Source organism: Pseudomonas sp. TE3895 (assembly GCF_056278855.1).
The window spans coordinates 714,713-733,282 of record NZ_JBWBQE010000001.1; the positions used below are offsets into that span (position 1 = coordinate 714,713).

Annotated in this window: 17 protein-coding genes and 1 pseudogene; 9 read left to right on the plus strand and 9 right to left on the minus strand. The window is 55.5% G+C overall.

What is annotated here, in order from left to right; genetic code table 11:
- Positions 1-297 precede the first annotated feature (297 nt).
- The gene (locus ACZ889_RS03155) at positions 298-564 is read left to right on the plus strand and encodes an accessory factor UbiK family protein (protein ID WP_003253640.1); all 267 of its coding nucleotides are present in this window, start codon (positions 298-300) and stop codon (positions 562-564) included.
- Positions 565-918, plus strand: coding sequence for a gamma-glutamylcyclotransferase family protein (locus ACZ889_RS03160; protein ID WP_004575824.1), 354 nt, complete (start codon positions 565-567; stop codon positions 916-918).
- Here the strand turns inward: ACZ889_RS03160 and ACZ889_RS03165 are convergent.
- Complete coding sequence (locus ACZ889_RS03165; protein ID WP_257645189.1) at positions 872-2,941, minus strand: DUF4034 domain-containing protein; 2,070 nt, start codon at positions 2,939-2,941, stop codon at positions 872-874. The two genes, ACZ889_RS03160 and ACZ889_RS03165, sit on opposite strands and share 47 nt — an antisense overlap.
- A gap of 262 nt (positions 2,942-3,203) precedes the next feature.
- Here ACZ889_RS03165 and ACZ889_RS03170 point away from each other — a divergent pair.
- A pseudogene (locus tag ACZ889_RS03170) lies at positions 3,204-3,290 on the plus strand (magnesium chelatase domain-containing protein); the annotation flags it as partial.
- A 328-nt stretch (positions 3,291-3,618) separates the two neighbouring features.
- Here the strand turns inward: ACZ889_RS03170 and ACZ889_RS03175 are convergent.
- The 6 genes from ACZ889_RS03175 to ACZ889_RS03200 all read right to left on the minus strand — a co-directional run bounded on the left by ACZ889_RS03175 (position 3,619) and on the right by ACZ889_RS03200 (position 10,821).
- A complete protein-coding gene (locus ACZ889_RS03175) occupies positions 3,619-4,719 on the minus strand; it encodes an SbmA/BacA-like family transporter (RefSeq protein WP_180689096.1) in 1,101 nt (366 codons plus the stop codon).
- Between the two features lie 84 nt (positions 4,720-4,803).
- On the minus strand, positions 4,804-6,219 hold the full coding sequence (locus tag ACZ889_RS03180) for a TolC family protein (protein ID WP_180689095.1): 1,416 nt from the start codon (positions 6,217-6,219) through the stop codon (positions 4,804-4,806).
- Complete coding sequence (locus tag ACZ889_RS03185) at positions 6,216-7,601, minus strand: peptidase domain-containing ABC transporter (RefSeq protein ID WP_476257171.1); 1,386 nt, start codon at positions 7,599-7,601, stop codon at positions 6,216-6,218. The genes ACZ889_RS03180 and ACZ889_RS03185 overlap by 4 nt, the downstream gene beginning before the upstream one ends.
- A 92-nt stretch (positions 7,602-7,693) precedes the next feature.
- Positions 7,694-8,677 (minus strand): IS5-like element IS2000 family transposase, encoded by a 984-nt coding sequence (locus ACZ889_RS03190; protein WP_180689090.1) that lies wholly within the window; start codon positions 8,675-8,677, stop codon positions 7,694-7,696.
- A 42-nt stretch (positions 8,678-8,719) separates the two neighbouring features.
- A complete protein-coding gene (locus ACZ889_RS03195) occupies positions 8,720-9,556 on the minus strand; it encodes a cysteine peptidase family C39 domain-containing protein (protein ID WP_476257172.1) in 837 nt (278 codons plus the stop codon).
- Between the two features lie 11 nt (positions 9,557-9,567).
- Positions 9,568-10,821: an HlyD family secretion protein gene (locus ACZ889_RS03200; RefSeq protein ID WP_180690079.1), complete on the minus strand. Its 1,254-nt coding sequence runs from the start codon at positions 10,819-10,821 to the stop codon at positions 9,568-9,570.
- A gap of 178 nt (positions 10,822-10,999) precedes the next feature.
- Between ACZ889_RS03200 and ACZ889_RS03205 the strand changes: the two genes are divergently transcribed.
- The 6 genes from ACZ889_RS03205 to ACZ889_RS03230 all read left to right on the plus strand — a co-directional run bounded on the left by ACZ889_RS03205 (position 11,000) and on the right by ACZ889_RS03230 (position 17,048).
- Entirely contained in the window at positions 11,000-11,242 is a 243-nt protein-coding gene (locus ACZ889_RS03205) for a response regulator transcription factor (RefSeq protein ID WP_257645134.1), read from the plus strand.
- Positions 11,243-11,384: 142 nt separating this feature from the next.
- Complete coding sequence (locus tag ACZ889_RS03210) at positions 11,385-13,118, plus strand: hypothetical protein (RefSeq protein ID WP_180689093.1); 1,734 nt, start codon at positions 11,385-11,387, stop codon at positions 13,116-13,118.
- Positions 13,102-13,656: a toxin-activating lysine-acyltransferase gene (locus ACZ889_RS03215; protein WP_180689092.1), complete on the plus strand. Its 555-nt coding sequence runs from the start codon at positions 13,102-13,104 to the stop codon at positions 13,654-13,656. Before ACZ889_RS03210 ends, ACZ889_RS03215 begins: the two co-directional genes overlap by 17 nt.
- A gap of 479 nt (positions 13,657-14,135) precedes the next feature.
- Positions 14,136-14,411: a bacteriocin gene (locus ACZ889_RS03220; RefSeq protein ID WP_161775482.1), complete on the plus strand. Its 276-nt coding sequence runs from the start codon at positions 14,136-14,138 to the stop codon at positions 14,409-14,411.
- Between the two features lie 179 nt (positions 14,412-14,590).
- Positions 14,591-14,833 (plus strand): hypothetical protein, encoded by a 243-nt coding sequence (locus ACZ889_RS03225; RefSeq protein WP_476257173.1) that lies wholly within the window; start codon positions 14,591-14,593, stop codon positions 14,831-14,833.
- Between the two features lie 724 nt (positions 14,834-15,557).
- A complete protein-coding gene (locus ACZ889_RS03230) occupies positions 15,558-17,048 on the plus strand; it encodes a YifB family Mg chelatase-like AAA ATPase (protein ID WP_185279827.1) in 1,491 nt (496 codons plus the stop codon).
- A gap of 67 nt (positions 17,049-17,115) precedes the next feature.
- Here ACZ889_RS03230 and ACZ889_RS03235 read toward each other — a convergent pair whose 3' ends face one another.
- Complete coding sequence (locus ACZ889_RS03235) at positions 17,116-17,484, minus strand: response regulator transcription factor (RefSeq protein WP_173881306.1); 369 nt, start codon at positions 17,482-17,484, stop codon at positions 17,116-17,118.
- Entirely contained in the window at positions 17,481-18,473 is a 993-nt protein-coding gene (locus ACZ889_RS03240) for a response regulator (protein ID WP_185279828.1), read from the minus strand. The genes ACZ889_RS03235 and ACZ889_RS03240 overlap by 4 nt, the downstream gene beginning before the upstream one ends.
- Positions 18,474-18,570: the final 97 nt, after the last annotated feature.

Here is an 18,570-nt window from a genome sequence, read left to right on the forward strand (position 1 = left end):
ATTGGCCAGTCGCCAGCATTGGAAACATGCACAATTTCGGTGCGCCGAGGCGGGGCAAGCTGCGCGAAAAATGTGCAACTGATTGAAAACCGCACGCGCTCTTTGTGGGGGCGGCCTTGCGTCGCGATGGGGCTGCGAAGCGCCCCTACGATTTGTGCCTTGGTGCCGATATTGCCGGGGCCGCTGTGCAGCCCAATCGCCACGCAAGGCCATTCCCACAAAGGCCAATGTGCACTCAGGCGCCAGGTTTGTGCGTGCTACACTGGCGGCCATTTCTCCGTTTCAGTGGACAGCCCCATGCTCGCGCCCAAAGCCCTTCTCGATGCCCTGAGCGACCAGGCCTCGCGCCTGTTCAGCAGCGATGCCGCCCAGCCCCGTGCGGAACTGGAAAGCCAGTTCAAAGTGTTGATGCAAGGTGCCTTCAGCAAGCTGGACCTGGTCAGCCGCGATGAGTTCGACAGCCAGATGGTCGTACTGGCGCGCACCCGCGCACGCCTCGAGGCCTTGGAAAAACAGGTAGCCGAGCTGGAAGCGCGGCTGAACCCAACTTCACAGGATGAGTGAATGCAGCCCTCCAGCGCATACCCGGTACTGTTGTTTTCCTACGGCACCTTGCAGGATAAAGCCGTGCAACTGGCCAACTTTGGCCGTGAGCTGAACGGCCAGGCCGACCGTATGCCGGGCTACCGCCTGGACTGGGTCGAGATCACTGACCCGGACGTACTGGCGACCAGCGGCAAGTCCCATCATCCCATCGTTTCCCCCAGCAGCCAGGCCAACGACAGCGTGGCCGGTATGGTCTTCCAGATCAGCGAAGACGAACTGGCAGCGGCGGACCGCTATGAAGTTGCCGACTACAAGCGTGTCGCCGTCACCCTCGCATCGGGCCTGACAGCCTGGGTTTATGTGCGCGCCTGAGCCCCTCCGATGCAGGTTGAACCCGTAACGACTCGGCGTGGGTAAAGGCCTGTTTCGGTGGTAGCTCGCTTGCATGCAAGGTGCCACGGAACAACGCCGCCCCGCACTGAGTAAACAACGTCTTCACCCGGTTGTGCGAATTGAGGATCTGGGCCTGGATATCACCAATGGCCGTATCCCTTGGTTGCAAGCTGGCCGCTCGGTTGACCCATTCGATGGCGGCAAAGCGGCTTTGCTTGCGGGTGCCACGCCCCTGCATCCAGGCCAGCCCCAGTTCGGCGCTGGCACGCCCTGCAAGCCACGGGTCCGGGTGCTCGACCAGGCTCAGCAGGTAAGCAACCGCCTCGGTCCGCTCCTGCGCCTCACCAAACCGGCGTAACAAAATCCCCAGATGCAAACGCGCACGCGCGTTGATCTGCGGGTTGCCCAGCGCGTCGACAAGCAGGCGCCTGACCGCCAGCATGGCACTGCGCTCGTTCAAATCCTCATCGCCGTCCATGCGCAGGCAGGCCAGGTTGTATTTGGCCTGCCTGCTGCCCGCCTCCACCGCACGCTGCAGCCAGTACCCGGCGGCCTCGTCATCCAGGTAATGCGCCGGGGTGTTGGCCAGACAGCCATGGTGCAGCTCGTACAAGGCCAGGGCAGCACCCGGCAGGTTCAGTTCGGCGAAGCGTTCGTACAGGTAGCAGGCCACTTCATGCCGGTTGGCTGCCCACAGCACCCGTGCCACTTCAAGCACTTCGAACCCCGGTGCCTGGCCCGCGCACTGGCGATTCACCGCCCGTTGCAACCATAGCCTTGCCTGCTCGGCCGAGCGTGGCAGCGCCCACAGCCCAAAACGGTGCCCGGCCGCGCGTAATGCACAGGCAGCAGCATGTGAACGGCCGTCACACAGGCGCTCAATAGCGCCGTGTAGCAGTTGCCTCTCATCTACCATGCCATCGCGCAGTATCAGCTCGACCAAACAGCGAAACGGCACGCCCATGGCGCGGATGGCGCCAAGATCGGCATTGCACGCCACGCTCGCGGCAAAGTCGCGCATAGCGCCAGCATGGTCGCCCAATGCCCTGCTGTGCAGCGCCCCCCGCCATGCCAGAACGACAGCACGTTCCCTGGGCCTCAACGGGCGTTGTGACCAGTCTTCGAACACGTGCTGCCAGTCGGCGACGGCCTGCACCTTGTCAGCCTGTGGCAGCTTCAGCCGGCCTTCGACAGCCATCCAGCGCAGCGCATTACGCAAACGCTCGTCCCAGGTTGCGCACAGCGGGCCATTGACCAACAGCTCGAACGCATCGAGGCTGCCGCCCCAGCGGGGCAGCAGGTACACAGCAAGGGCCTGGATCGCTTCGAAGCAACCGGGGCGGGCGATCAGCGCATGGCGCAGCCAGTAATAGCGAGGGTCCTCGTTTTCATGGTCGACCCGCTTGCCCAGGTAGTGCGGCAGCGCCTGTGGCAGCTCGGCCAAGGGCAACAACCCATGCCTCACCAGCAACGGCGCTGCAGTTTCCTGTACCTCTACATCGGCATGGGCACTGGGCCTGAAGCGTGCAGGCTCCCCCTGGAACAGTTGGAGCAACCAACCAGGCTCATGGAGCTGCGCACTGATGCGCAGCATGCCAATGGCCGCTGCCACGGGGTGCGCAGAGCGGTCCATTGCACGCAACAGGTGCGCGGTGGCGGATTCACAAATTTGCGCGACCGCCAGCAAGCGTGCAGCGTTGCGTGGGCCATCAACCTGCACCTGGCAGGCCCGGTGGAAGCAGTGCATACCCATTACCACTTGTGGGTGGTAAGCCCTGGGGCACGCGTCAATCCAGGCTCTGAGCACTTGGCTCAGGGCCCTGTCGCCCTGGTTTTCCTGGTCGAGCAGCATGTGCCCTTCAATGGCCGCCAGGTAGGCCGGGAACTCGCCGGGCGGGGCTTGGCGCCATTGAGCCTCAAGCCTGTCGAAAAAGCGGTTGAGTTCAACGAATGCACTGGCCTGCACCAGTTCGCGAATTGCCTGGTGCGTGCGGGTGAGCATTTGCACGGTGCAATACCTCAAGTCCATTTGAAAGAAGACGCAGTGCCATCCCATGGCAACTGCGGTTGCCCAACAACACTAAGTCATACCTGACGACTGCGCAAAGCCTATTGGATCCATTTTTGCCGAAGCGCATGAAAGCGCAGGGAAAACCCCTGCCCTGAAAAACCACGACGCACACTTGTTGCGCCTGCCATGGCAGCACTGGCTATTCTTTGCCCAGCCGCAGGAAGCGGCATTTTCCAGCAACAACGGAGTGTTCATGTCTCTAGCTCTCGTCCACAGCCGCGCCCAGGTAGGCGTGCAGGCACCGGCGGTCAGCGTCGAAACCCACCTGGCCAACGGCCTGTCGGGGAAGTTGCGCCCGGTGCAGAGCGGCGGCGGCAGCAGGTTTTCGAAATAGCTGCAAAAATTCGGACTAGATACGACTAGTTAGAACGCTGCAACATCCACATCAAGCTGAATACCACCTTGACCATTTTAAAAATGGCAGTCAGGCAAAAAGCTAGCGGCCTATAACTTTAGGATCCGCCTGCTCCACCAAATCCTCCACAGAGGTAACCGCTGAGCACGAGATTGCCAAAGGTAGATTCTCATCTATCAAACGCCCCGATACTTTTAATGAATAGAAACTCTTCAATAAACCAAAAAATTTAGACTGATTGTGGCTTGCCTGATCATTTGACAAATATCGTTGGATGGCAAAGATCAGATGTGTCAGTTCGGGACAGCGCCGCGAGCGCGCCGTCAAATGAATTTAAGCGATCTGTCGTAGCCTTCCAGTCGGCCAGACGGTGATACGCATTGATGAACCAACTAAGGTTTCCACACAAATTTCCGAATGCCGAGTTAATCTGCATAACATCACCGAACATAATGGCCCCGGAGAAGAACCTCGGCACTGCCAGCAGGCTGCTGAGAATCAATGAAAGCTGGCTGTAACTCTCGGTAAAGAGAGAGAGGCGCATCTTCACTCGGATGGTGCGGCGCATGTTTGCTAGGCTCACATCGAGTTTTTCGCTAATGCGCTCCTTCTCGCAGTTTCGGCCTATAGAATCTCCCTGGACGAAGGAGCCGTCACGAAAGCGGAAAAGAAAATAGCGAAGATCGGCTTCGGAACGCTGCTGGTTGTTGCTCAATGACACCAGCTTGAAACCAATTTTTTGACTGATATAAGTTCCCAGCAGGGCATATATTATGGCAGCCCAGAACATGTAGGCTGGAATATCCACGCCCCACAACAGCGCGTCGCCAGAGATGCCAATCAGCACGATGCTGAAGGACACAACGCTGACTAATGTGTAGAGCAGACCACAGGCAAGATCGATGGTCTCGAATGTAAATTTGTTGATGTCCTCTGCAATCCGCTGGTCAGGGTTATCCACGCGGTGTTCAACATGCTTCGGTCGCTCGGATTCAACGATCCATGCCGAGAGGTAGTAGTTAGTCAGCCAGCGTCGCCAGCGGAGGGCGAACACGTCAACTAGATATGTGATAACTACAGAGCGGACGACGGAGAACAGAATGATCCCGAGAAACACTAGCACCAGAACGTAGAATCGCTGTGAGTCGAGTTCCTGAATCGCGTTGTAGAAATGCTTGTACCATTCGTTTATTGCTAGAGAAGTCGCCACGGCGAGCAGAGAAAGGATAAACAATACTATTAACGAGCACCAAGCAAATGTTTTCTCCTCGCCCCGCCAATACAGCGATAGCACGTAGAACGTTTTGTGATAAAACGAAGGGATACCAAGGACTTCCTGCTCCTTGTCCGGCATGTTCGCACTCATCAGGACCTCGCAGTTTATCTTATTTATTCGGCCATTTTTATAGTACTTAAATTGCGCGCTCTAAGATGTATTTCATAACGTCCAGAAGCCAAGCCGCCCCAGACTTGCTGCCAGCCTCAATCGAGCCACATGCCAATTATTTAAGGTCCTGATGTTTTGCTGTTCGGCGCTTGCATAGGCAGTTGTGGCATTAAGTAGTTCGGTCATGCTTCCTACGCCCGACCGGTATCGACCCTGCACAACTTGTAATGCTTGGACAGCTTGCTCTACCCACTTTTTGGTGGTTTCAAGTGCTTGCGTCTCAACGACCAAAGCCTGATAGCTGGCCCATAGTTCCAAGGCAATGCGCTGCTCGACTTCCGCCAGCTCCGCTTTGCTGGCATCGACTCGGGCTCGGGCGCTACGTACTTGGTAAGTGCGCTCGAACCCTTCGAACAAGGGGATATCGATTTGCAATCCGACACTGTTATCGCGAATGCGGCTATCTCCGTAGTAAGCTGCGGACTGTTGGGCCTGCGCATACGAAACAGACGCAACAAAAGAAATACTGGGACGACCCGCAGCTTCCTGCTGCTTGACCGTCGCTTTAGCCGCTTCCAGCTTGGCTCTGGCAGCGATAAGTAACGGATGTCCCTCGCTAGCCTGCGCAAGCAACGCTTCGACGTCATCGACAAAGTTCCTATCAGGAACCCTCGCCAGACCAGCGGTCAAAGTAATCGGTGTTTCCGGTGGCAAGCCCATGCGCAGCGCAATCTGCCCTTGAGCACTGCGCACCACCCCTTGCTCACGGACTTCGCTCAGCATGGCTTGGGTATACGCTGTTTGCGCCTGCAGGCAATCGGACAAAGCCGCCGCCCCGGCTTCATATTTGGCGCTGGCGTCTTTCAGATTTTCTGCCGCGAGCGCAGTAACCTGTTGCGCCGCGCGTTGGCTATCCTGTGCTGCCAGGGTGTAGTAATACAGTTGGGCTACTTGCATGAATGTCTGTTGCAGTTGGCTGTCTTTGGAAGCATTAGCGGCGACCAACAGCTGATGGGCATTGCGCAGGGTCGCCTCTCGCCGGCCAAAGTCGAACAATACCCAACTCAGGTTCAGACGATTCTCAAGCCGCCGCTGGTACCCTTCGGTGGAGTAATCCTCCATCTGTTTATAATTGGTGTGATTGCGTGCAAAAGTGATCGCCGAACTGGCACCAAGCCTAGGCAAGTACGCTGACCGGGCCACTCCTACCTGTGCAGCGAGAGCCCTCGCCTCAGCCCATGCCTGTCGTGTTAGCGGGTCGTGACAAAGAACCTCCTCGATCACTACTCCTAGGCTCAACGGCGGACGAGTCGGGATTTCATTGCATGGTCTAGACGTGAGATGGCCTTCAGGAAGCCAGTCAGCAAAATCTCCTTGTTTGCTCCGCAGGACATCCCTTGCGATCGCACCACCAGCCCAGACACAGGCCAACGTCAGCAGCACACCGGCAATAGCTGCACGAATCATGCTGCGCCTACTTCGTCGGTAGGCTGCTTTTCCATTACCCTACAGTCCTGAACAATCCGCCCCCCTTCGAGACGAATCACACGGTCCGCTGAAGCGATCGTCTCCGCTCGGTGAGCGATGATGATCCGAGTCACATCCAAGGCTTTTATCGCTAAATTTACGCGTTCCTCGCAGCCTGAATCTAAATGGCTGGTAGCCTCATCGAGAATCAGTATGTCGGGGCGTTTGTACAGGGCTCTTGCTAGTAGCAAGCGTTGTTTCTGCCCACCGGACAAAACGGTGCCCATATCGCCTACAAGCGTGTTGTAGCCCATCGACATCGCCAATATGTCCTCATGCATTGAAGCATTTCTGGCGCACTCCATGGCCCAGTTCAGATCAGGACTAGGCTCGAAGAAGGTGATGTTTTCCATCAGCGAGCCGGCGAAAAGGCAATCATCCTGCAGTACCGTGCCGATCCTGCTGCGCCAGATATCAATATGGAGGTGACGCTGGTCGCTCTCGCCCATGTAGATATGCCCCATTGTAGGTTGCAGTATCCCAAGCATCAGGTTGACCAGCGTGCTCTTTCCGCATCCCGAAGCACCAGTGATTGCGATGGATTGTCCTGGAGAGATATTCAGGTCGACTCCATCGAGCACCCAAGGTTCTTGATCCGAATAGCGATATCGCAAACCTTGGATGCTGATATCGAGCGCAGTCGGTGTCCAAGCAGTCATAGCCAGACTATTGTGCGTCTCCTCGGGGGGATGCAGTACGATGTCAGCCAAGCGCTCGCCTTGGAGACGCAGCATGTGCAACTCGAACAAGTGATCCACAAGACTGGCCACGCGGCCGACGAACTGTCCTTTGTAAGCCATGAAGGCCATCAGCACGCCGACACTGAACTTGTTGTCCAAAACCAAGGAGGCGCCAAATCCGATGGCAAGAAGGTTTTCAAGGCCGAAGATCAAACTGTTGAATTGGGCGTAAAGCAACTGCAGCTTCTGGGTGCGCAATCCCGCGTTGATCTGCGTCACCAACAGGCCGAGCCAGGTCGCACGACGCTCGTTCTGACGCTGAAACAACTTCAGCGTACGCATGCCCCGCAGCGTTTCCAGAAAATGGCTGTCTACTCGTGCGGCATGGACGATTTGCTCCTCGCTAGCCCGCCGAAGGGGTTGGTACCAGACCCAGCGTATTAAAATGTATAGTGCCATCGCTAGCACCGCGATCATGGCTAGCAGCGGGCTGTAGACTAACATCAGGATCAGGGTAGCTAGGCTCATTAGCCCATCGAGGATTGTGGAAAAGAAGGTAGCCGTCAGGGTCTGTTGTATTTTACCCACTGAGCCGAAACGCGAGACTACATCCCCTAAGGAAACTCCGAACAAGTCGCTCATCAGTCGAAAATGGGCAGCTTAGGGATGCCGAAAAGCCCGATTTTCAGTCGCTGATTATTGGATAACCAAGGCAAAGCCTTGGTTATCTGGACTCACGGGCGCACCTCTCCCGCAGCAGGCAATAATTGCCGGCGCACCATCCACAGATTCGACAGGGCAAACAGCGTGGTCAGTTGCGCCGTGTTCTTGGCCAAGCCACGAAAACGAGTCTTCACATAGCCGAACTGGCGTTTGACCACCCGGAACGGGTGCTCCACCTTCGCACGCACTTGCGCCTTGGCCTTTTCGATCTTGCGCTTGGCTTGGTAGAGCACGCTGCGTTTGCTCAAGTGCTTGTAGGTGCTGCGGCGGGCAGCGACCTGCCATATCACCTGCCGTCCCTCGTGTTCTGGCCGCTTTTCCAAGCCTGTGTAACCCGCATCCGCACACACGACATTCTCTTCGCCATGCAATAGCTGAGCGACCTCCGTCACGTCAGCTACGTTCGCGGCGGTACCATGAACGTGATGCACCAGACCCGATTCAGCATCCGCGCCGATGTGGGCCTTCATGCCGAAATAGTACTGGTTGCCCTTCTTCGTTTGATGCATTTCAGGATCGCGCTTGCCTTCCTTGTTCTTGGTCGAACTGGGCGCGTGGATGATGGTAGCGTCGACAATGGTGCCCTGGCGCAACGACAGGCCCTTGTCTTGCAGGTAATTGTTGATGGTTTCCAGAATGCCGGCCGCCAACTGATGCTTCTCCAGCAGGTGCCGGAAGTTCATGATCGTCGTGTCTTCGGGGATCGGAGCGCTGAGCGTCAGACGAGCGAACTGGCGCATCGAAGTGATCTCGTACAGCGCCTCTTCCATGGCGGGATCGCTCAAAGAGAACCAATTCTGCAGCAGGTGAATGCGTAGCATGGTTTCCAGAGGATAAGGCTTGCGGCCACCGCCAGCCTTTGGGTAGTGAGGCTCGATCAACGCCACCAGTCCACTCCACGGAACCACCTGTTCCATCTCGGCCAGGAAACGCTCGCGACGGGTTTGCTTGCGCTTACCGGCGTACTCGAAATCGGAAAAGCTCATCTGGCTCATGGGATGGCGGACTTGTAGAAGGCAGTTGGACGGAGGGCTATTTCAGCACAGGTCAGATGGGCTGTGCTGACTTGATCGGAGAATCCCTAAGTGACGTTTTTCAAAGTAGTGGATGGGCAGACGCAACAAGTGACTAAAGACGTTTGCCTGCCATTGCACGCCTAAAAGAGTGCTGATATATATTGTTACCCAATCCCGGACAAGGCTGACGACCTGCTTCATCAGCAAGAGCAGGGCGAAGCCGATCATGAGAGTGGCTAAAAGGTCACGATCCAAAGTTACGAGCACATTGTCGATAGTCCACTGTAGTAAAAGGGGGCTGACCAGCGAGAAAACCTCGAGCGCAAGAGCCAGAAGTAGCACTTGCCCTAGCGCCCGATAAAGCCCACTAACATGGCCCATCATGTGTATCAACCCGATCCGGGTCGGCGGCGATTGCTGCTGAAAGTCACTTTCGGGCCAGACCTCCATGGCAACACCTGTGAATCCCTTACTAACCTCGTTCAGACTCAGTTGACGAACACCTTGGGCGGGGTCGTGCAGAGTTAAGCGCTGACCATCGACAGCCTTCAATACTACGAAATGGTTGAAATTCCAGTGCAGCACACAAGGTAGTTTTAGTTTGTCAAGTTCATTCAATTCAACTCTAACTGCTCGCGTTCCAAACTTCAGTCGGTCAGCGGTCTGAATCAGATGTTTGAGGGTCGACCCCTTGAGCGACACGCTATACCGACGACGTAATTCCATAAGTGTGGTGTGATAGCCGTGGTAGTTGGCAATCATCGCCAGGCAAGCCAATCCGCATTCAGTCGCTTCCGTCTGCAGGACCAGTGATAAACGTCGCCCAAGGCGTAGGCTAATTGCGTCGAGATAGCTCATTTCTATTGGACCTACAGTTTGCCAGCCACGGTGTAAAGCGGCTCGAGCACCCACTCGTAAAGCTGACGTTTCTCTTGGAGAACATCCGCCTTAACCAACATGCCCGACTGCAATGGGTGGTGCTCCCCATAGGCAACCACTGACTGCTTATCGATATCTACGCGAATGCGATATATCTGCTCACCATCAGCCCCAAGCCCCGGCACACTTCCAGTCATGCTGCTGAGTTCGGTGACTGAAAGTGTAGAGCGGGAGATTGATCGAACATGCCCTTGGTATTGACCAAACTTCTGATAGGGGTAGGCTTCGTAGCGAAGTAACACTGTGTCGCCCGTTCGGATAAACCCGATGGCTCTACTTGGCACATAGAGTTCCGCTTGCAAGATGGAGTCGTTGGGTACGAGGCCCATTAGCAAGCGAGTGCTGTCAACAGTCTGACCAGGATCGGCGAGGATAGAAGTAGCGACTCCTGATTCAGGAGCAGTAATGAGCACTGAGCGCTTTGCTTCGCTTTCGATGAGTTCCTGTTCTACGGAGAATAATACACGACGAATACTAGACAGTTGATTTTCATGCAATGCCGGTAACCCAGAGAGCTCATTCTGCCGCTCGACCAACTGCTGGCGCAGCAATGTCATCTCGCGTATCAGGCCTTGCAGGGCCTGCCGTTCACCAAGCAACTGCGCCTGGCGTTGTTGCAGCTGATCCATCGAAATGTAGCCTTTGTCCATCAATCCTTGATAACGCTCAGCCGCATTGCCGGCCAAGACGACGAGTTGTTCCTGATTGCTTAATTGGTGCGCTAGTGTAGTTCGCTCCTGGTGCAGGCTTGCCAACTTGCTCTGCAGGCTTAGTCTATCCTCGGCCTGCAGCTGCTCTTGCTTGATGAGCTCCTCGTTCAACGAGCGACGACGTTGTGAAAGTTTCTCGCTGACACTGGCCTGCACTAGGCCGGAATCGCTGAAGCGTTCGCTGGATAATCTGAACAGTGGCGCACCTCGATCAACCTTCTGTCCTTCTTCGACAAAGCGCTCGAGCACAACACCATATTGTGGGGAGTGGACCCTGATCAACCCGGAAGAAGGGACAAGCTGCCCCGCTACTGTACTTCGTTTGGTATAGCTTCCATAAATGAAGAAGACCACTACCATCGTAGCGAGCAGCATCGCAATAAAAGTAAGCAGGCTGAACGAAACAGGACGAATCAGCACAATCTCACCGAGCCAGTTTATTCCCCGTGCGGAGATCGCTTCGGGCCGAAACAAAGACGCCTTGTCTGTCACTCACGCACCTCCACCTTTGGGAAGCCTCTCTAACACACTGCAATACAATTTATATTCAAATTCTTGTTGGATTCATTGGTTTCCATGCAAGCATGGATGGGCGCCGATAGCCTTCGGCGGCTAGCGCACTAGCCATTTTCAGCACACGCAAGGACATATTTTGAATATTACAGAGAGAGAGCGCGACGTCATGCTCCTAGTAGGCCAAGGCAAAACCAACAAACAGATAGGTCTTGATTTAGGCATTAGCCACAACACGGTAAGAGACCATGTTTCTTCGTTATTCAAAAAGCTGAACGTGAAGAGCAGAACCGAACTTGCGATTCTCCTAGCTACATCAGCCATCCAACAGCCAGCGCATGCAAAATTAGCAGCAACCGAACCAATTCTGCCAAAAGAATAAATTTTGGCAACCCCTACGCCTGTAGGGTACCAATACGATGCGGTTTAGCTGTAGCTTTAAAGAAGATGACTTCCGTCAAACGGTTTTTCATTGCACCTTGGTTTGGTGCAGACTAATAACAATTACGACCGTCACTTTATACATGACTATTTCAACTCGCAAGGTACTTGCCGACCTGCACGAAATTTTCCTGGATTTCGAATGTCAGCCAGTCGCAGGCTGCAAGGTAGTATTTCTCAATCCATCACTGCCCGGTCCGGGTTGCATGGCGACTTTGTGTGAGGCTTACAGCTATATGATAAAGCCTTCTGGACAGCGCGACGGTAATAGTGGACCAGCCAAGATATTCAAGGCAGAGCGCTATGGTGGCGATGGCATTCTGAACAATGGTGGTGGTGCGCGTTGCGGCTTCGACGGGATTTGGCAACTCAAAGGCCTAGGGGCCAATCCTTTAGTTGGACACGACGTCGACGCTGGCCATGGCGACGGCAATTTATCGCTCGTCACCGCATTTTATGAGACGATATGGGCCGAAATCATTCAAGCAGTGCTGCCCTATGGCGCTGCAAGATCCGTCGCTATTCTCGACACCGGGCTAAAGTACGAGACTATGCAGGGTCCGCAAAAGCGTGCCTTGCTCGTGCGCGAACCGGTAGTACGACCGGCACACTTCATTCGATCCATCTACTTCAAGCAGAAACGCCGGGATACTCTTGGGGAGGATGCACAGCGGGTTAAGGAGGCAATAAATAAACTTGTTGACTTCCTGCCCGACCCTATAAACTTGGACCAAGCCGAAAGTTTGCCAAAACGGCTAAAAAATGGGCTGATTGAACTCGCGGGCCGATATGCCAAGCAATTTGCTGCAGCGAGGGCCAAGCACATAATTCACTACAATGTCAGTGCCTCAAATGTCTCGATACAGGGCGGATGGCTGGATCTTAGTGGCGTCTGTCTTTTCACTGATTTCATCAACGGCGATCGGTTGAGCCTCGATCGGTTCAATAGAGAGTATCAGCCTGCTCTGCAAAGCATTCACAGCCTATGCTACTACCTTAGCAAATATGCTGTGGTAAGTGCCGATACATCCTTAGCACTATGGGAGGCTGCCGCAGTACATTTTAGGGATATGTACACACGTCACTTGCGTCTTTACCAAGCCTCCCAAGCGGGCTTCCCTCTGTGGCTATTGATCTGTTTAGAGAACACCACTGAATTTCAGGAGTTTAGCCGATGCCTTGACATCGTGCTACAGCTTGATAATTTTAGTGTTACTCCCATTTCCCATGAAAGCGGGTGGGAGGGCTACGTGCGCTGGACGTTTCGACTGTATCTGGAACTTCTGAACGGGTGCTCTAGGGATTCAGCGGAAGCTGAATTGTTATGGCTAGATTTGGGTGAACCAGAAGTTGACATGTTACGCATGTGTTATCGCCAACTCTTCGAAAAAATTTCACAGGCCGCGTGCGCACGAGGGATAAGCAGTCAGAACCTTTATCGTTGCATGGTGTTCAATGTTACCCGGCTGAACCATAGCCACCAGATGATGCATGACCTAAAGCCCCTCATTGAAGCTATCGATTGCTATGAAGAGAGTGAAAAAAAATCGGCTTTTCAGCGGTTGAATGATGATGCTGTTCTTGCAGCCAGGTTTAATCTGGGTAATGAACACAGTTTATCCGTTCCGTTCTGGCTATGCGAACAACAATCGATCTGGTTCGATCCACTGACCGGTATATTCATGCTGGAGGGAGCAGCGGCAGGAGCATTAACGGCATATGAATTATTGGCGCTGTCTAACAGACAGATTAATATTCGTAAAGCGCTCGACTTCTACCGCGGGGCCTGGAATGAAATACATGAAGAAACACTATGAATTGAGGAAAGCTTGTCTAAATCAAAAATTGAAGGACAGAGCTTCTGCATTGGGATACGCAGTGATGATAATGTCCAGATGCCATCGTTCCTCCAGTTTTCAAATACGGACGCTCCAGTACTGGCTGGCACCTGCAATCGAGCACGAACAAATACTATTCTTATACGATCGGACGTCCATTCCGATAGGTTTCGTGATATGGGCCCACTTGGCTCCCGACAGTGAACACCGATTGCTCTACGACCCCGCTTTTTTATTACATCCATCAGAATGGAATGAAGGAGGACGGACTTGGATCATTGACTTCTGCTTTCCTTGTGGCGCCATCAGGGAATCGTTGGCCATGTTAAAAATATTTTTCCTCGAGAGCGGCATCAAAAGCGTCTTCTGGGCACGGCGGCGAATTGATTACTCCATCAGGAAAGTCAGTGGTTTCAATATTGCAGGACCAGTGGGCGCGCGGTCCAAGATGACACCATGGAATCGCAGTGAAGGTGTGACTCTGTATTCATTGAAAAGACAAAATGACATTCAATGAGCTCTCAATGCTTAATGCCCTTTGGCGGTTTATTTGCGTCATTTCACCATACCCCCCTTTCGGCTAGGTACTACTGGCGTGTTAGCCTGCTTGCACTGTTCATATTGGTCGGCGATACGATCATGCTATGTCACACCGACAGAAAGCCATTGAGCTAGTCAATGTCGCGAAGCGCGATAGTAACCTTACCGCCGTACACTCTATCCACCGTAAGCACTCTGTTAAAGGCTTGCTTTGCTCGTCGAATAGGACAGCTGAATTGAGGCTAATAAAACTTTCAAGGATTGCGGCCGCCGGTTTCTATCGAACTGTTACTGACATGCACTGAAATAATTAACATGAATTATGCAACATGCTTTGCCACCTTATAAAAGTAAAATAGTTGCTCGCTGGTCTGCAAATCAAATTGAAATGCAAAATACAATTCCTGTGTGAACATTAATCTAAAATCACCATTTTCAATGGGAGGCTATTAAAGAATGCGAGACCTATCAGAAAAAGAGCTGTCTCAGATTTCCGGAGGCGACAAGGGCGATACATTTTTTGAAAATGTCGGTGCGACGCTGGGAGGAGCCTTAGGTGCAGCCATCGGATCGAGAACGCCAATTGGTGCAACGGGTGGTGCTGCAGTAGGTAGTGGCTTAGGCGCTATAGGAGGTGGAACGGCTTACAATGCTGTCAAGGATGCTGCCAATGCTTGGGATCCTTCCGGATTTTCTGGAACATCATTCTTTCCGCAAACCAATGGTAGCTGAGTAGTCTGGTCGATCTGTGGCGCAAGCTTCTTGAGCCTAGCGCCACTATTAGGTAGTTATATTTATCGAAAAATCACATAGCCATTCAATGTGTCACGACGTGCAGAATTGGCAAAAAATGTGAGCCTGAAGAATTACGCCTATAAATTTACGATTAACGCACCATGGAAATAGACAATATGACCACCACGTTAAGTAGGCTGAAATTGCTAGCCCAGCTCAAGTATGACCCGATGAAGGCCTTAGCCCTTTGTGAGAAACTAATCGTGGCTTTTTTGACGATACTAGTATTTTTTTATTTATTAGAAATTTTCGGTCTTGTCCGCGATCTCTTATTTGGAGCCGCAGGCAGTGGGACTTTGGGTTTCTTAGCAGTGGCCATGAAGAAAAATGTATTACGACAATGCATTTTCAAAACTTGAATTGCCAGCCGAAATAGAACTTAGCTCGATAGAGAGCGGCCTGTTAAAAATGGGTTTTTGTAAAAATAAGAGCGGAGGATTCTCGAGAAAGGAAAATAAATTCAGCATGCTCCATCAATGCAAAAGTGAAATTATACATATTGAACCTGGCAAAGATACGATGCGTATAAGCGGGCCATACGAAGACCTGCAAAACATCTATAAGATATTTTGCAGTTAAGTGCCTCGGAGTGGCTCTCCACAGAAAAGGGCCGAATTTTTATCATCAGACTTGAGCACGAGTGCCATAGCAGAAGCTAGCTTGCGACTGATGGGGCTGTGCTCCGGTACCGAAACGCATTAACCAGATGAGCGCGGTGTTCGGTGCGGCCAAGCCGTAATGAGCTCATTCGTTCGTCAACCTCCGGCGCTAACACGATGAAATGGCCGGGGCACAACGGCGTATATCATCAAGCAGATCACGTTCCAGATTTCCTTTCTCAACCGCTACAGGTGTGCCGAACACCGCAAGCTCCGGCGCAAGGCAATTTGCCCATAAAACTAAGCCATAGCTGGTACCTGCGTAAAATCTATTGGATCCATTTTTGCCGAAGCGCATGAAAGCTCAAGGAAAACCCCTGCCCTGAAAAACCACGACGCACACTTGTTGCACCTGCCATGGCAGCACTGGCTATTCTTTGCCCAGCCGCAGGAAGCGGCATTTTCCAGCAACAACGGAGTGTTCATGTCCCTAGCCCTCGTCCACAGCCGCGCCCAGGTAGGCGTGCAGGCACCGGCGGTCAGCGTCGAAACCCACCTGGCCAACGGCCTGCCTCATCTCACCCTGGTCGGCCTGCCGGAAACCACAGTCAAGGAAAGCAAGGACCGGGTGCGCAGCGCCATCGTCAACTCCGGGCTGAAGTACCCGCAGCGGCGCATTACCCAGAACCTCGCCCCCGCCGACCTGCCCAAGGATGGCGGCCGATATGACCTGGCCATCGCCCTGGGCATCCTCGCCGCCGACGGCCAGGTGCCGATTGCCACCCTGGCCGATATGGAATGCCTGGGCGAACTGGCGCTGTCGGGAAAATTGCGCCCGGTGCAGGGCGTGCTGCCGGCGGCACTGGCGGCACGCGAAGCAGGCCGGGCGCTGGTGGTACCACGGGAAAACGCCGAGGAAGCCAGCCTGGCCGGCGGGTTGGTGGTGTATGCGGTGGGCCACCTGCTGGAGTTGGTCGCCCACCTGAACGGCCAGGTGCCGCTGCCGCCCTACGCAGCCAACGGCCTGATCCTGCAGCAACGCCCCTACCCGGACCTGAGCGAAGTGCAGGGCCAACTGGCAGCCAAGCGCGCCTTGCTGCTGGCTGCGGCCGGGGCGCACAACCTGTTGTTCACCGGGCCGCCTGGAACCGGCAAGACCTTGCTCGCCAGCCGCCTTCCTGGGCTGCTGCCACCGCTGGACGAGCACGAAGCGCTGGAAGTGGCGGCAATCCAGTCGGTCAGCGGGAAAGCGCCGCTGAACAGCTGGCCACAGCGCCCCTTTCGCCATCCCCATCACTCTGCGTCCGGCCCGGCGCTGGTCGGTGGCGGTAGCCGACCGCAACCAGGTGAAATCACGCTCGCCCATCACGGCGTGTTGTTTCTCGACGAACTTCCGGAGTTTGAGCGGCGCGTACTGGAAGTGCTTCGCGAGCCACTGGAGTCAGGTGAAATCGTGATTGCCCGTGCCCGCGACAAAGTGCGTTTCCCCGCGCGCTTCCAGCTGGTGGCGGCGATGAACCCCTGCCCTTGCGGCTACCTGGGCGACCCCACTGGCCGCTGCCGCTGCAGCACCGAGCAGATCGCGCGCTATCGCAACAAGCTGTCCGGGCCACTGCTGGACCGCATCGACCTGCACCTGACCGTGGCTCGCGAGAGCACTACATTGAACAACCAGCCTTGCGGTGAAACCAGTGCCGATGTCGCCGTCAGGGTGGCTGAAGCGCGGGAGCTGCAGCACAGGCGACAAGGTTGTGCGAATGCATTTCTCGACCTTGAAGGTTTAAGGCATCACTGTGGGTTGGTAGCGGCGGACCAAGTCTGGCTGGAAGGGGCCTGCGAACGGCTGACCTTGTCGCTACGGGCGGCGCACCGGTTGTTGAAGGTGGCGCGGACGTTGGCGGACCTGGAGGGATGCGAGAAGATTGGCCGGACGCACCTGGCCGAGGCCCTGCAGTACCGGCCGGGGAGCAGTTAGATTGCCAGGGCTGTGATGCCCCCTGCAGGCGCGGGTTTACCCGCGAAGAGGCCGGCACAGCCGTACCTCACTGACCGCCAGCCAAAGCCTCTTCAACCACCTTCAGCAGCACCTCTTCAGAAAACGGCTTGCCCAGGCAGGCCAGTGCCCCAAGGCCCATCGCTGCCCGCACCGAGCCATCGTCCCAATGTGCCGACATGCAGATCACCGGCAAGCGCCTCCCCCGCTGTGCCAGCTCACGCTGTACCTCCAGCCCGCTCATCCCCGGCATTTTGAGGTCCAGCAACACACAGCCCGCCTCGCCCGCCAGTGGCGAGGCCAGGAATGCGTGCCCGGCGGAAAACGACAAGGTCTCGAACCCCGCCGAGCGCAGCAGGTTAGCCAGGCTTTTGCGCACCGAGGCATCGTCGTCGACGATGCACACCCCTCTGCTCATGCGCCGCCCAGGCTCGCAGACCGCGCTCCGAGGAGGTTGTGCATGGCCGCAAGCTCCAGCAGCGAGCGGGACTGCATCTTGTTCATGATGTTCTTCTTGTGCACCTTGGTCGTCACCTCGCTGGTGCCGATCTGCCTGGCGATCTGCTTGTGCGACAAGCCGCCGACCACCAGCGAGAAGACCTGGCGCTCACGCTGAGTCAGGCGCTGGTACTTTTCCTCGACCTGCCGCGCCTGCAGCCACTTGCGGCCTTCGCCCACGGCCCGGGCGCGCACTGCCTGCAACAGGGTCAGCAACTGGTCTTCATCGAACGGCTTGGTCAGAAACTCCACCGCCCCGGCGCGCATGGCCTGGACGGTCATCGGGATGGTGCCGAAGCCAGTCATGAACACGATCGGCCAGGGCAGCGCCAGCCGGCACAGCGCATCCTGTACCTCCAGGCCGCTTGTACCCGGCAAGTGCATGTCCAGCAGCAGGCAGGCACAGGGGGTTTCCAGGCGGGCCTCGAACAGCGCCTCGGCACTGGCAAACAAGTGGTGCGGGATGTCCTGCGAGCGCAACAGCCGGCCCAAAGCGGTGCGCACTGACGGGTCGTCATCCACCACCAGCACCGGCACATTCACGCGCTCATCGAGCGGCTCGACAGTCTCGGCAAGGCTGCGCAGCAATGACCGGCCCAGTGCCTGACCAGGCACTTCGAGGCTGATCTGCGCGGCCAGGCGATAGCCCCGGCGCGGCACGGTCTGGATCAGGCTACGGTCGCCAAAGGCCTTGCGCAGCAAGGACACCTGCACCTGCAAGTTATTGTCCTCGACCACCGTGCCGGACCACACCTGGCTGAACAACTCGTCCTTGCCGACCACGCGGCCCTTGGCCCTGATCAGCGTGGCCAGCACGTCGAAAGCGCGCCCACCCAACAGGATCGGCTCGCCGTCGACAAAGACTTCGCGCCGCTCCAGCGACACCTGGGCATTGCCTATTCGGATCATGGCTTCCTCGCGCGGGCACAGGCGTTTTCGCTGTCCGGGGCAGCCTAGGCCAGCGTACGCGTTCAGACAATTATCCCGAGGGATAGGTTGGCCAAAG